Here is a 12,963-nt window from a genome sequence, read left to right on the forward strand (position 1 = left end):
CTCCTGTTCCTTTTCGGCCGCGCCTCAGAAGTTGGCGGCATCCAGCGCCATGACCGGCGCGGCACCCGAGTTGATCCGCGCCAGGTGCGTCGCCGTGGCGGGCAGCTGGCGGGCCATGTAGTAGCGGCCGGTGGCGATTTTCGTCTCGTAAAACTCGGTGTCGGTCGCGCCGGCGTCAAGCGCCTCCTGCGCGGCCTTGGCCATGCGGGCCCACATGAAGCCCAGGCACACGTGGCCGAAGAGCGTCATGAAGTCGTAGCTGCCCGACAGCGCGTTGTTGGGGTTCTTCATGCCGTTCTGCATGAAGTACATGCCCGCCGCCTGCAGGTCCTTCGACGCGGCTTTCAGCGGGTCGAGGAAGTCGGCCTTCAGCGCCTCGTTGCCCTCGTTCTCCTTGATGAAGGTCTTGATCATCTCGAAAAAGCCCATGAGCGTCTTGCCGCCGTTGAGGCCCAGCTTGCGGCCCACCAGGTCCAGCGACTGGATGCCGTTGGTGCCCTCGTAGATCATGGTGATGCGCGCATCGCGGACGAACTGCTCGAGCCCCCATTCGCGGGTGAAGCCCGATCCGCCCAGGGTCTGCTGCGCCAGCACGGTGGTCTCGAAGCCCTTGTCGGTGAGGAATCCCTTGATCACCGGCGTCAGCAGCGAGATCAGCGCCTCGGCCTCGGCGTCCTTCTCGCGGTGGGCCTTGTCGATCAGTGACGCGCCCCACAGCGCGAAGGCGCGGGCGCCCTCGACGAAGGATTTCTGGTCCATCAGGTTCCGGCGCACGTCGGGGTGCACGATGATCGGGTCGGCGGGGCCATCGGGGTTCTTCACGCCGGTCACGTCGCGGCCCTGCAGGCGATCACGGGCGAAGCCCAGCGCGTTCTGGTAGGCCACCGCGCCCTGGGCGTAGCCCTGGATGCCGACGCCCAGCCGGGCCTCGTTCATCATGGTGAACATGGCGCGCATGCCCTTGTGCATCTCGCCGATCAGGTAGCCGGTCGCGCCGTCGTAGTTCATCACGCAGGTGGCGTTGCCGTGGATCCCCATCTTCTTTTCCAGACCGCCGCAGGACAGGCTGTTGCGCTCGCCCAGCGAGCCGTCCTCGTTCACCAGGAACTTCGGCACGATGAAGAGGGAAATGCCCTTCACGCCCTCGGGGCCGCCGGGAATCTTGGCCAGCACCAGGTGGATGATGTTGTCGGTCATGTCGTGCTCGCCGGCCGAGATCCAGATCTTCGAGCCGGTGATCTTGTAGGTGCCGTCGTCCTGCGGCTCGGCCTTGGTGCGGATCAGGCCCAGGTCGGTGCCGCAATGCGGCTCGGTCAGGTTCATGGTGCCCGACCAGGTGCCCTCGACCATCTTCGGCAGGTAGGTCTGCTTCTGCGCGTCCGAGCCGTGGGTGTGGATCGCGTTGTAGGCGCCGTGGCTCAGACCCTGGTACATGTTGAGCGCCATGTTGGCGGAGACGAACATCTCGCCCACGGCCGAGTTCAGCAGGTAGGGCATGCCCTGGCCGCCGTATTCGGGGTCGCAGTCCAGCCCGATCCAGCCGCCCTCGCACAGCTGGTCGTAGGCGTCCTTGAAGCCCTTGGGCGTACGCACGACGCCGTTCTCCAGCTTGCAGCCTTCCTCGTCACCGACGGTGTTCAGCGGGGCCAGGACGTTCTCGGAAAGCTTGCCGGCCTCTTCCAGCACGGCGTTGGTGAAGTCGCGGTCCAGCTCGTCGTAGCCGGGGGTCGCGGCCTCGGAGGCCTTCAGCATGTCATGGATGACGAATTGCAGGTCTTTGACGGGGGCGGTGTAGGTGGGCATGGGGGTTCCTCCTCGGGCGTATGTCTCAGGCGGCCGGGTTGCGGCGCAGTTTTTGCAGGGTTTCCTCGCCCCAGGCGATCTGTTCCTCGAGGTCTGCGATGGCCTCTTCCAGATCGACCCGGCGGGCCTTGAGGTCTTCCAGGCGGTTCTGCGCGATGGCGCGGGCCTGGGTCAGCTGGGTCTCCTGGTCGTCGCCGATCTCGTAGAGGTCGAGAAGCTGGCGGATCTCTTCCAGGCTGAAGCCGAAGCGCTTGCCGCGCAGGATCAGCTTCAGGCGCGCGCGGTCGCGGCGGGTGAAGAGCCGCTTCTGCCCCTCGCGTTTGGGGGCAAGCAGTTCCTTGGATTCGTAGAATCGCAGCGTGCGGGGGGTCACCTCGAAGGTGTCGCACATCTGGCGAATGGTCATCAGGTCGTCGTCGGTCATCGGTCTCTCGGGCAGCGTCGGCGTGTATCTGGCGAAGTATTTGCGAAGGTCGGCGCGTGGGCGCAAGTCACATTGACGTTCACGTAAGGCAAACGTCACGTCATTTCGCCATGCGGCTTGGGGAGGGGAGGCGGCGCTGGTGGAGGAGGTGCAATAGCACTGCACAGCGGGGCCGTGTTCGCCGGATCTGGCATGCTTACTTTTCAGAGGAGAGGCAGCGCCGACGGTCGCGAGCATTGGCGGCGGCGGGTGACGCACGCCCCACGGTTCAGCCGGGCGACAGAGCGGTCAGCCCAGGCTGTCGGCCACCTGGTCGCGGTTCTCCTGCAGCTCGTCGATGGCCTTCTGCATCTGCTCGAGCTCGGTGCGCAGGCTGTCGAGCTGCCGGTCGGCGAGCTTCACCCATTCGCGCATCTGCGCCTCGGTGCCCTGCTTGTCGTAGATCAGCAGCCATTGCCGGATCTCCTCCAGCGAAAAGCCCCAGCGGCGACCACGCAGGATCAGCTTCATCCGGGCGACGTCGCGCGGGTCGTAGAAGCGCGCGCGGCCTTCGCGAATGGGCTGCAACAGTTCGATATACTCGTAATACCGCAAGGTCCGCGGCGTGACGTCGAACTTGGCGCACATTTCCTTGAAATTCAGGCGTTCTTCGGACACGGACGCGACCTCCCTTTCGCAAGGGACAACCTAGGGCGGGTGGCCGGGCGGTTCAATCGCCGCGGCGCGCGGCAGGAGCTATGCCGGGTGGGCCGCCCGCGATTTTGCCTTGCGGGCGGACAGGCAAAGGCCAATGAAGGGCCGAACCCGAGCGACGGAGGCCCCGTTCAAACCATGTCCGAGAACGCCGAGCGGATCGCCCGCCAGTTCATCGCCGCCATTCCCCATTCCCGCGACCTTGGAATGGAACTCGTCGCCACGGGCGACGGGCGGGCCGAGATCCGCATGCCCTATGACGAAAAGCTCATCGGCGACCCGGCCTCGGGCGTCATCCATGGCGGTGCGGTCTCGGCGCTGATGGATACCTGTGGCGGGGCGGCGGTGATGCTGCACGGCAGCCAGCCCGCCGGGACCGCCACGCTGGACCTGCGCATCGACTACATGCGCGCGGCGACGCCCGGCCAGACGGTCCGCGCGGTGGCCGAATGCTATCACGTGACGCGGTCGGTCGCCTTCGTGCGGGCGCGGGCGCTGGACGATGACGACGTGAACCCGGTGGCCACCGCCACCGGCGCCTTCACGCTGGAGCGGGGGAAGCAACGATGAGCCGCCGTCCGCAGCCCGAACCGGTACAGGTCGTCAAGCACCGCCGCGATGCCGCGCTGGACGCCCTGGTCGGCGGCATTCCGTACCTGCGCTATCTCGGTATCCGCTTCGACCGGCGCGGGGACGAACTGACCGCGATCCTGCCCTACGATGAGAAACTGATCGGCAACCCTATGCTTCCCGCGCTGCACGGGGGCGCGACCGCTGCTTTCCTTGAGACCACGGCGACCATCGCGCTGGCCTGGTCGCGGCTTTGGGACGAGATCGAGTCGGGCCGCATCGATGCCGAGGCGCTGGAGCAGGGGAACCTGCCGCGCATGCCCAAGACCATCGACCTGACCATCGACTACCTGCGCTCGGGCCTGCCGCGCGACGCCTACGCCCGGGCGAAGATCAACCGGTCGGGCCGGCGCTATGCCAGCGTGCAGGTCGAAGCATGGCAGGACAATCGCGACCGTCTGTTCGCGCAGGCCACCGGGCACTTCCTGATGCCCCAGGCGCGCGAGGATGGGTGAGATTGGGCTGGCTATGACCGGCGGTCGATTTCGCGCCTCCCGCGCATGACCGAGGCAACGGCCCGACCGGTCACCCATGCGCGCGTTCTGGGCGTGGCGCTGCCCATCGTACTTTCGAACGCGACGGTACCGATCCTGGGCATCGTGGACACCGGAGTCGTCGGGCAGCTGGGCGAGGCCGCGCCCATCGGAGCCGTGGGCATCGGCGCTGTGATCCTGACCGCGATCTACTGGATCTTTGGCTTCCTGCGCATGGGAACGACCGGCTTCGCCAGCCAGGCGCTGGGCCGGAACGACGGGGCCGAGGCGGCGGTGATCCTCAGCCGCGCGCTGGGCATCGGCCTGATGGCGGGCGTATCGATCATCGCGTTGCAGATCCCGCTTTTCTGGCTGGCCTTCATAGTGTCGCCCGCCAGCACCGAGGTCGAGGCACTGGCCCGCGACTACATGGCGGTGCGCGTGTTCTCTGCCCCCGCGCTGATCTCGATCTACGCGATTACCGGATGGCTCATTGCCGCGGAACGCACGCGCGGCGTGCTGGCGGTACAGGTTGCCATGAACGGGCTGAACATCGGGCTGGATCTGTGGTTCGTGCTGGGCCTCGGCTGGGGCGTCACCGGCGTGGCCTGGGCCACCTTCATCGCCGAATGGTCGGGCCTCGCGCTGGGGCTGTGGCTGTGCCGCGACGCCTTCGCGACGGCCGCCTGGCGTGACTGGACACGGGTGGCGGACCCGGCGCGCCTGAAACGCTTCGCGCAGGTGAACGGCGATATCCTCCTGCGGTCGCTGTTGTTGCAGGCGATCTTCGTGAGCTTCCTGTTCACCGGGTCGCGCTTCGGGGACGTGCCGCTGGCAGCCAACCAGATCCTGCTGCAATTCCTTCAGATCACCGCCTACGCCATGGACGGTTTCGCCTTCGCGGCAGAGGCGATCGTCGGCGCCGCGCTGGGCGCCGGGCGGCGCGACCTGTTCCGGCGCGGGGCGGTGGTGGCAAGCTTTTGGGGCGGCGTTTCGAGCGTCGTTTTGGCGGTGGTTTTCGCGGTCGCTGGCGGGTTGGTCATCGACATCATGACGACGGCCGAACCCGTGCGGGCCGAGGCGCGTGCCTACCTTCCCTATATGGTCGCCGCACCGGTGCTGGGTTGCGCGGCGTGGATGCTGGACGGCATCTTCATCGGCGCGACGCGCACGGGCGACATGCGCAACATGATGGTGATCTCGGCGGCGCTTTATGCCGTGGCGGCGGTGGCACTGGTCCCGGCCTTCGGCAATCACGGGCTGTGGATGGCGTTCCTGCTGAGCTTCGTGTTCCGGGGCGCGACGCTGGGTTGGAAATACCCGGACCTCGAACGCTCGGTCGGCTAGCGCACTAGAGCCAGCGGTCGCGGTCGGTCCCCACCGCCTGCGCCACGCTGTCGAACCCGTCGCGCACCAGCAGGTCGTCGAGACCCCGTGCGATCTCGGCCACAAGCGACATCCCCTGGAACACCATCGCGGAATAAAGCTGCACCGCCGTCGCGCCGGCCCGGATCTTGGCGTAAGCCTCCTCGGCCGAACTGACGCCCCCCACGCCCACCAGCGGCAGGGCGGTGAGCGTGGACAGTTTCGCCAGCACCCTGGTCGACCGCTCGAACAGCGGCGCGCCGGACAGGCCGCCGGGCGTTTCGGCATGGCGCGGATCGATCCCGTCGCGCGACAGGGTGGTGTTGGTGGCGACGATCCCCGACAGACCTGCATCCCCAGCCACGCGGGCGATATCGGCCAGGTCGGCATCCGACAGGTCCGGTGCAATCTTGACGAAGACGGGCAGGGGCCGCGCCAGGGCCGCGTTCGCCTCCATCACCTTGGCCAGCAGCGCGGCCAGCGCCTCGGCCCCTTGCAGGTCGCGCAGCTTCTCGGTGTTGGGCGACGACACGTTGACGGTCGCGAAATCGATATGTGGCCCGGCGCGGGTCAGCACGGCGGCGAAATCGGCGGCGCGGTCGGCGCTGTCCTTGTTGGCGCCCAGGTTCAGCCCGCGCGGCACGCCGGTCGCCGCGGCCGCCAGGCGGGCGGCGATGGCGTCGACCCCTTCGTTGTTGAAGCCGAAGCGGTTGATGACGGCCCGGTCCCCGGCCAGCCGCCACAGGCGCGGGGGCGGGTTGCCCTCCTGCGCGCGGGGGGTGGCGGCCCCGACCTCCAGCCAGCCGAAGCCGGCCCGGGCCAGCGGGGCCAGCGCAACGGCGTTCTTGTCGAACCCGGCGGCCAGCCCCACGGGGTTGGGCAGGTCGAGCCCGCCCAGCGACACGCGCAGCCGGTGCGATGTCACGGGGCCGGGGGAGGGCGCCAACCCGGCGCGCAGGGCCGAGAGCGCTAGGCCATGGGCGCGCTCGGGGTCGAACGCTCGAAGCGCGCGCAGGCCCAGCCGCTCGAGCGGGCTCATGCCATCCGGTCCGGCAGGACATGACGGGTGCCGTCATGGCCGATGGGCGCGTGCCACCTGATGTCGCCCAGTTCCATCCGGCGATAGAGATGCGGGAACAGCGCGCCGCCGCGCGACGGCTCCCACTTCAAGGCGTCGCCCAGCGTATCGGTCTCGACCGCGCAGAGGATCAGCCCCTCGGCACCCGCGAAATGCTTGGACAGGGTCTCGGGCGTCTGCTCGGCGTTGGACAGGTGGATATAGCCGTCGGAGACATCGATGGGCGCGCCGTCGGTCGCGCCGTCGCGCTGCAGCTTGTCCCATTCGGCGGGGCGGAAAATCTTGTAAACCAGCATGGCGCCTCATTGCCACGGCGCGGGCCGCGGGACCAGCCCCGCCTCGCCACGGGACCACTGGAATCGCCTGCGCGCATGGCATAGGCACGGGCGCATGGACCTGACCCGATCCCTTCCCGCCGTGCGCGGGCGCCTGACCCCGGACCGCGACCTGAGCGAGCTGACTTGGCTGCGCGTCGGCGGCCCGGCCGATATCTTGTTTCAGCCCGCCGATGTCGCGGACCTGGCCGATTTCCTGCGCGATCTGCCGCCCGAGATCCCGGTCTTTCCCATGGGGGTCGGCAGCAACCTGATCGTGCGCGACGGCGGCGTGCGGGGCGTGGTGATCCGGCTGGGCCGGCCGTTCATGGACGTCTCGATCGAGGGCGACGTGGTCACGGCCGGGGCGGGCGCACTGGACGCCCACGTGGCCCGCAAGGCCGCGGCGGCGGGACGCGACCTGACCTTCCTGCGCACCATCCCCGGGGCCATCGGCGGCGCCGTGCGGATGAACGCGGGCTGCTACGGCACATATGTCGCCGACCACCTGATCGAGGTCGACGCGGTCACCCGCGCGGGCGAGGTCGTGACGATCCCGGCGGCCGAACTGAAGCTGGCCTATCGCCATTCCGAGCTTCCCGACGGTTGGGTCATCACACATGCGCGCCTGCGGGCCGATGCGGGCGATCCCGACACGCTGACCGCGCGGATGGAAGACCAGCTGGCCAAGCGCGACGCCACCCAGCCCACGAAGGACCGCACCGCGGGGTCCACCTTCCGCAACCCGGCGGGCCACAGCAGCACCGGCCGCGACGACGACACCCACGAGCTCAAGGCCTGGAAGGTCATCGACGACGCGGGGCTGCGCGGCGCGCGGATCGGCGGGGCGCAAATGTCCGAGAAGCACCCGAACTTCCTGATCAACACGGGTGGCGCAACTGCCGCAGATCTGGAAAATCTCGGCGAGCATGTTCGCCAAAAGGTCTTTCAAACCAGCGCGATTCGTCTAGAGTGGGAAGTACGGCGCGTGGGTGAACCCGCGACTGCCGGTGAACGCGGACAAAACACAAGCCGCGACGCAGAATAATAAGGCCCGCAACGCCGGGCCAGAGGCACAGAGAGCGGGTATGTCGAGCAGGGCAAACCCCAAGGTGGCAGTCCTTATGGGCGGTCCGTCGGCCGAGCGTGAAGTCTCGCTGTCGTCGGGGCGCGAGTGTGCGATTGCGCTGTCGGGGCAGGGGTACGAGGTGATCGAGGTCGACGCTGGCGCCGACCTGGCCCTGCGCCTGTCCGAAATCTCGCCGGACGTGGTTTTCAACGCGCTTCACGGTCGCTGGGGCGAGGATGGCTGCGTGCAGGGCCTGCTGGAATGGATGGGCCTGCCCTATACCCATTCGGGCGTGCTGGCCTCGGCGCTTGCCATGGACAAGGAACGCTCGAAGGACGCCTATCGCCGCGCGGGCCTGCCGGTGGTGCCGTCGCTGCTGGCCCGGAGCGAGGACGTCCGCCGCGCCCACGTGATGGACCCGCCCTACGTGGTGAAGCCCTTCAACGAAGGCTCCAGCGTGGGCGTCTACCTGGTGCCGGCCGATACCAACGGCCCGCCCGCCCTGTCGGACGACATGCCCGAGCTGGTGATGGTCGAACGCTTCGCGCCGGGGCGCGAGCTGACGACCACCGTGCTGGGTGCCGGCCCCCAGGGACCGGCGCGGGCGCTGGGGGTGACCGACATCCTGACCGACGGCTGGTACGACTACGACGCCAAGTATGTCGAAGGCGGATCGCGCCACGTGATCCCCGCGCAGGTGCCGCCCGAGATCACCGAGGCCTGCCTCGACTATGCGCTCCGCGCGCACGCGGCGCTGGGATGCCGCGGTGTCAGCCGGACCGATTTCCGCTGGGACGAGGCGCGCGGCCGCGACGGGCTGATCCTGCTCGAGACGAACACGCAGCCCGGCATGACGCCCACGTCGCTCACGCCCGAACAGGCGGCACACGCGGGCATGGAATTCGGCGCGCTCTGCGACTGGATGGTGAAGGACGCCTCATGTCTCAGGTAGGCCAGGCGGCCCCCCGCGACCCGGCGCCCTCGCGCCTGGCGTATCGCCTCCAGCGGCTGATGCTCACGCCCGGTGTGCGGCGCGGCTTCGTCTTCGGTCTGCCGACGGCGATCATGGTCCTGATCGGCGTGCTGGCCCTGTCGGACCAGGACCGGCGCGACGCCATGGGCCTGTGGTGGCAGCAGGTGAAGACCGAGATCCAGAGCCGCGAGGAGTTCATGGTCAAGCTCATGGCCATCGACGGCGCGAGCCCCGACATCTCGGAAGATATTCGCGAGATCCTGCCGCTGGACTTCCCCATGTCGTCCTTCGACCTCGACCTGGCCCAGATGCAGGCGACGGTCGCGGGGCTGGACGCGGTCGAACGCGCCGACCTGCGCATTCGCCCGGGCGGCGTGCTGCATATACAGGTGCAACAGCGGGTGCCCGCGCTGGTGTGGCGCAACCCGCGCGGGCTGGACCTTGTCGATGTCGGCGGCAACCGCGTGTCGACGATCCTGCAGCGGGGCGCGCGGCCGGACCTTCCGCTCATCATCGGGCGCGGTGCCGACCGCGCGGCGGCCGAGGCCTTGGAACTGGTGGCCGCGGCCGAGCCGCTCAGCACCCGCCTGCGGGGACTTCTGCGGGTGGGCGAACGGCGCTGGACGGTCGTGCTGGACCGTGGTCAGCGCATCCTTTTGCCCGAACGCACGCCGGTCGGCGCGCTGGAGCAGGTCATCGCCGTGGACGAGGCGCAGGACCTTCTGGCGCGCGAGGTGCGGGTAGTCGACATGCGCAACCCGCGCCGTCCGACCGTGCGGCTGGCGCCCGAGGCGGCGCAAACCATGCGGCAGATAAAAATGATAGAACTAGGGGACGACTAGGCATGACGGATCTCTACCAGTCGCAGCGCGCCATGCGCGCCATGCGCAAGGCGGCGATGCAGCGGGGCGTGATCGCGGTGCTGGACGTGGGCACCTCGAAGGTGGCGTGCCTGGTGCTTCGGATCGACGGTCCGGACCAGTTCCGCGCGTCGGACGGTGTCGGTCCCATGGCCGGGCAGGGCACCTTCCGCATCGTCGGCGCGGCGACCACCCGCTCGCGCGGTGTCCGCTTCGGCGAGGTCGACACCATGCCCGAGACCGAGCGCGCGATCCGCACCGCCGTGCAGGGCGCGCAGAAAATGGCGCAGATCCGGGTCGACCACGTCATCGCGACGCTGTCGGGGGGCGACCCGCGCAGCTATGGCCTGGCGGGCCAGATCGACGTGGGCGGCGGGCCGGTGACCGAACAGGACGTGGCGCGCTGCATGGCCGCCTGCGACGTCCCGCCCTTCGGCGAGGATCGCGAGGTGCTGCACGCCCAGCCCGTGAACTTCGCACTGGATCACCGCAGCGGCATGGGCGATCCGCGCGGACACATGGGCAACACGCTGGCCTGCGACATGCACCTGCTGACGGTGGACAGCAAGGTCGTGGCGAGCCTGATCCATTGCCTCAAGCGCTGCGACCTGGAATTGGCCGGCGTGGCGTCGTCCTCCTATGTCAGCGCGATCGCCAGCCTCGTCGAGGACGAGCAGGAACTGGGCGCCGCCTGCGTCGACCTTGGCGGCGGGGCCACCGGCCTGTCGATCTTCATGAAGAAGCACATGATCTTCGCCGACAGCGTCCGCATGGGCGGCGACAACATCACCAGCGACATCGCCAAGGGCTTGCAGGTCTCCCTTGCCACGGCCGAGCGGCTGAAGACCCTGCATGGCGGGGTGGTCGCGACCTCCATGGACGACCGCGAGATGATCGCGCTGGGCGGCGAGGAGACCGGCGACTGGGACCGCGACCAGCGCACCGCCAGCCGGGCCGAGCTGATCGGCATCATGCGTCCCCGGGTCGAGGAGATTCTGGAGGAGGTCCGGACCCGTCTGGACGCCGCCGGATTCGAGCATCTGCCGAGTCAGCAGATCGTGCTGACCGGCGGGTCCAGCCAGATTCCCGGTCTCGATCACCTGGCGCCCCGGATTCTCGGGCAACAGGTCCGCATCGGACGTCCGCTACGGGTCGCCGGACTGCCCGAAAAGGCCACCGGCGCCGCCTTCGCCAGCGCCGTCGGGTTGTGCCTGTTCGCGGCTCACCCGCAAGACGAGTGGTGGGATTTCGAGATTCCTGCCGACGGCTATCCCGCCAGATCGCTCCGCCGCGCCGTAAAATGGTTCAAAGACAACTGGTAACAGTGCGTTCTTGATAAATTGGATTAACTGTTTTCGGCGCCCGTAAGCCATGAAAAATGTTGGAGAATTCGAACAATAGCGGGTGACGTGACAGAAATGTGGCGATAGAATCGGGGGCAATCAAAACGGCGAAATCCCGGTCGGCAGTCCGGGGCAGAAACTACAGGCGGACAAAAACATGACTCTGAATCTCTCGGTTCCTCAGCGTGACGAGCTGAAGCCTCGCATCACCGTGTTCGGTGTCGGCGGTGCCGGTGGCAACGCGGTCAACAACATGATCGAAAAGCAGCTCGACGGGGTCGAGTTCGTCGTCGCCAATACCGATGCCCAGGCGCTCCAGCAGTCCATGGCCACCACCAAGGTGCAGATGGGCGTGAAGATCACCGAAGGCCTGGGCGCGGGCGCGCGGTCCGCCGTGGGCGCCGCCGCCGCGGAAGAGAGCATCGAGGAGATCGTCGATCACCTGGCCGGCAGCCACATGTGCTTCATCACCGCCGGCATGGGCGGCGGCACCGGCACCGGCGCCACGCCGATCATCGCCCAGGCCGCGCGCGAGCTTGGCGTTCTGACCGTCGGCGTCGTCACGAAGCCCTTCCAGTTCGAGGGCTCGAAGCGGATGCGCCAGGCCGAAGAGGGCATCGAGGCGCTGCAGAAGATGGTCGACACGCTGATCATCATCCCCAACCAGAACCTGTTCCGTCTCGCCAACGAGAACACCACCTGCACCGACGCGTTCGGCCTCGCCGACGACGTGCTATACCAGGGTGTGAAGGGCGTGACCGACCTGATGGTCCGCCCGGGCCTTATCAACCTCGACTTCGCCGATGTCCGCTCGGTCATGGACGAGATGGGCAAGGCCATGATGGGCACCGGCGAGGCCGAGGGCGAAGATCGCGCGCTGAAGGCCGCCGAGCTGGCAATTGCCAACCCGCTGCTGGACGAGATCAGCCTGAACGGCGCGAAGGGCGTGCTGATCAACGTGATCGGTGGCTACGACATGACCCTGTTCGAACTGGACGAGGCCGCCAACGTCATCCGCGAGAAGGTCGACCAGGACGCGCACATCATCGTCGGTTCGACCCTGGACGAGCACATGGAAGGCCGCATGCGCGTCAGCGTCGTGGCGACCGGCATCGACGCCGTGGCCCAGGTGGCCGACACCCCGGTGCCGCGCCGCCGCCTGTCCGAGCCGCTGACCACGCCCGCCCGCAGCGAAGAGCCTGCCCCCGCGCCGCAGCCCCGCCCCGAGCCCGTCCGGGCCGAAGCGCCGGCCCCGCAGCCCGTGGCCGAGCCCGCCGAGCGTGCCGCCGCGGACGAGCCCGACTTCTTCGCCGACTGGGAGCAGCGCCGCGCCGAGAAATCCCCCGCGTCCGAGCTGTTCGATGACCGGGACGAGGGCGAGCTGCCCGCGCCGGCCTACCGCCCCGAGCCCGTGGCCGAGGCGCCCGCCGCGCCCGTTCGCACCGCGGTGCCCGGCCAGCCGTCCTCCGAGGCGCTGGCGCGTCTGGAGCAGGCCGTTCGCAAGGCGCCGCCCGCGCCGCAGCACGGTGGTCAGCCCCAGGCCGCGCCGCGTGGCCACGCCCCCCAGCCGTCGAGCGGCGAGGCGCGCCCGCGTTTCGGGATCAACTCGTTGATCGGTCGGATGACCGGCCAGCCCGAAACGACCGAGCGCTCGGCCCCCTCGGGTGCCATGCCGGCCCGCCGTGCCGAGCCGCGCACCCAGGCCGCGCCGCGCCAGGACGAGACGCCGAACGACCAGGACCGGATCGAAATCCCGGCCTTCCTGCGGCGCCAGGCGAACTGAAAAGCCTAATATTTCGTGAACGAAGGGCCGGTGCAGACCGGCCCTTTTTCGTTCGAAAACAGGTGTTTGGGTGGCCCCAAGCGCCTCTCGGCGAAATTCTGCCGACCCGGGGATGCCGCTGTTACACCAACGTTGCAAAGCTTGAATTGAGCGGC

The 12,963-nt window shown here is 68.5% G+C and carries 13 protein-coding genes; 8 read left to right on the forward strand and 5 right to left on the reverse strand.

Translation table 11 applies throughout. From position 1 onward, the window contains the following. Positions 1-24: 24 nt before the first annotated feature. The 3 genes from BUB76_RS12005 to BUB76_RS12015 form a co-directional block, all read right to left on the reverse strand. Positions 25-1,803 (reverse strand): acyl-CoA dehydrogenase C-terminal domain-containing protein, encoded by a 1,779-nt coding sequence (locus BUB76_RS12005; protein WP_073129033.1) that lies wholly within the window; start codon positions 1,801-1,803, stop codon positions 25-27. Between the two features lie 25 nt (positions 1,804-1,828). Further along, positions 1,829-2,227, reverse strand: coding sequence for a MerR family transcriptional regulator (locus BUB76_RS12010; RefSeq protein ID WP_073129114.1), 399 nt, complete (start codon positions 2,225-2,227; stop codon positions 1,829-1,831). Between the two features lie 288 nt (positions 2,228-2,515). Further along, entirely contained in the window at positions 2,516-2,884 is a 369-nt protein-coding gene (locus tag BUB76_RS12015) for a MerR family transcriptional regulator (protein ID WP_073129034.1), read from the reverse strand. 174 nt (positions 2,885-3,058) lie between these two features. Between BUB76_RS12015 and BUB76_RS12020 the strand changes: the two genes are divergently transcribed. From BUB76_RS12020 to BUB76_RS12030, 3 genes are read left to right on the forward strand one after another with little or no spacing between them, the layout of a single operon-like run. After that, positions 3,059-3,490, forward strand: coding sequence for a PaaI family thioesterase (locus BUB76_RS12020; RefSeq protein WP_073129035.1), 432 nt, complete (start codon positions 3,059-3,061; stop codon positions 3,488-3,490). Continuing rightward, complete coding sequence (locus tag BUB76_RS12025; protein WP_073129036.1) at positions 3,487-4,005, forward strand: PaaI family thioesterase; 519 nt, start codon at positions 3,487-3,489, stop codon at positions 4,003-4,005. Before BUB76_RS12020 ends, BUB76_RS12025 begins: the two co-directional genes overlap by 4 nt. A 45-nt stretch (positions 4,006-4,050) precedes the next feature. Continuing rightward, positions 4,051-5,370 carry an MATE family efflux transporter gene (locus tag BUB76_RS12030; protein ID WP_073129037.1) on the forward strand — a complete coding sequence of 440 codons (1,320 nt, stop codon included), beginning with the start codon at positions 4,051-4,053 and terminating at the stop codon, positions 5,368-5,370. A 4-nt stretch (positions 5,371-5,374) separates the two neighbouring features. Here the strand turns inward: BUB76_RS12030 and BUB76_RS12035 are convergent, their stop codons facing one another. Both BUB76_RS12035 and BUB76_RS12040 read right to left on the reverse strand, forming a co-directional pair. Next, a complete protein-coding gene (locus BUB76_RS12035) occupies positions 5,375-6,427 on the reverse strand; it encodes a quinone-dependent dihydroorotate dehydrogenase (RefSeq protein WP_073129038.1) in 1,053 nt (350 codons plus the stop codon). Beyond that, a complete protein-coding gene (locus tag BUB76_RS12040; RefSeq protein WP_073129039.1) occupies positions 6,424-6,762 on the reverse strand; it encodes a DUF952 domain-containing protein in 339 nt (112 codons plus the stop codon). Before BUB76_RS12040 ends, BUB76_RS12035 begins: the two co-directional genes overlap by 4 nt. A 94-nt stretch (positions 6,763-6,856) precedes the next feature. Here BUB76_RS12040 and murB point away from each other — a divergent pair, with 94 nt between their 5' ends. From murB to ftsZ, 5 genes are all read left to right on the forward strand, one after another. Next, entirely contained in the window at positions 6,857-7,828 is a 972-nt protein-coding gene (gene murB, locus BUB76_RS12045; RefSeq protein ID WP_073129040.1) for a UDP-N-acetylmuramate dehydrogenase, read from the forward strand. Positions 7,829-7,904: 76 nt separating this feature from the next. Then, positions 7,905-8,801, forward strand: a complete 897-nt coding sequence (locus BUB76_RS12050; protein ID WP_236737912.1) for a D-alanine--D-alanine ligase — start codon at positions 7,905-7,907, stop codon at positions 8,799-8,801. Then, positions 8,789-9,664 carry a cell division protein FtsQ/DivIB gene (locus BUB76_RS12055; RefSeq protein WP_073129041.1) on the forward strand — a complete coding sequence of 292 codons (876 nt, stop codon included), beginning with the start codon at positions 8,789-8,791 and terminating at the stop codon, positions 9,662-9,664. The genes BUB76_RS12050 and BUB76_RS12055 overlap by 13 nt, the downstream gene beginning before the upstream one ends. 2 nt (positions 9,665-9,666) lie before the next feature. Then, the gene (ftsA, locus tag BUB76_RS12060) at positions 9,667-11,004 is read left to right on the forward strand and encodes a cell division protein FtsA (protein ID WP_073129042.1); all 1,338 of its coding nucleotides are present in this window, start codon (positions 9,667-9,669) and stop codon (positions 11,002-11,004) included. A gap of 178 nt (positions 11,005-11,182) precedes the next feature. Then, positions 11,183-12,808, forward strand: coding sequence for a cell division protein FtsZ (ftsZ, locus tag BUB76_RS12065; RefSeq protein WP_073129043.1), 1,626 nt, complete (start codon positions 11,183-11,185; stop codon positions 12,806-12,808). Positions 12,809-12,963: the final 155 nt, after the last annotated feature.

The sequence above is a fragment of the Palleronia salina genome, from assembly GCF_900141995.1.
Lineage (GTDB): Bacteria > Pseudomonadota > Alphaproteobacteria > Rhodobacterales > Rhodobacteraceae > Palleronia > Palleronia salina.

What these genes read in the sequence shown, in the direction of transcription:
- BUB76_RS12005 (WP_073129033.1), bottom strand. Translation starts at nt 1,803, where the DNA reads ATGCCCACCTACACCGCCCCCGTCAAAGACCTGCAATTCGTCATCCAT.
- BUB76_RS12010 (WP_073129114.1), bottom strand. Translation starts at nt 2,227, where the DNA reads ATGACCGACGACGACCTGATGACCATTCGCCAGATGTGCGACACCTTC.
- BUB76_RS12020 (WP_073129035.1), top strand. Translation starts at nt 3,059, where the DNA reads ATGTCCGAGAACGCCGAGCGGATCGCCCGCCAGTTCATCGCCGCCATT.
- BUB76_RS12025 (WP_073129036.1), top strand. Translation starts at nt 3,487, where the DNA reads ATGAGCCGCCGTCCGCAGCCCGAACCGGTACAGGTCGTCAAGCACCGC.
- BUB76_RS12030 (WP_073129037.1), top strand. Translation starts at nt 4,051, where the DNA reads ATGACCGAGGCAACGGCCCGACCGGTCACCCATGCGCGCGTTCTGGGC.
- BUB76_RS12035 (WP_073129038.1), bottom strand. Translation starts at nt 6,427, where the DNA reads ATGAGCCCGCTCGAGCGGCTGGGCCTGCGCGCGCTTCGAGCGTTCGAC.
- BUB76_RS12040 (WP_073129039.1), bottom strand. Translation starts at nt 6,762, where the DNA reads ATGCTGGTTTACAAGATTTTCCGCCCCGCCGAATGGGACAAGCTGCAG.
- murB (WP_073129040.1), top strand. Translation starts at nt 6,857, where the DNA reads ATGGACCTGACCCGATCCCTTCCCGCCGTGCGCGGGCGCCTGACCCCG.
- BUB76_RS12050 (WP_236737912.1), top strand. Translation starts at nt 7,905, where the DNA reads ATGGGCGGTCCGTCGGCCGAGCGTGAAGTCTCGCTGTCGTCGGGGCGC.
- BUB76_RS12055 (WP_073129041.1), top strand. Translation starts at nt 8,789, where the DNA reads ATGTCTCAGGTAGGCCAGGCGGCCCCCCGCGACCCGGCGCCCTCGCGC.
- ftsA (WP_073129042.1), top strand. Translation starts at nt 9,667, where the DNA reads ATGACGGATCTCTACCAGTCGCAGCGCGCCATGCGCGCCATGCGCAAG.
- ftsZ (WP_073129043.1), top strand. Translation starts at nt 11,183, where the DNA reads ATGACTCTGAATCTCTCGGTTCCTCAGCGTGACGAGCTGAAGCCTCGC.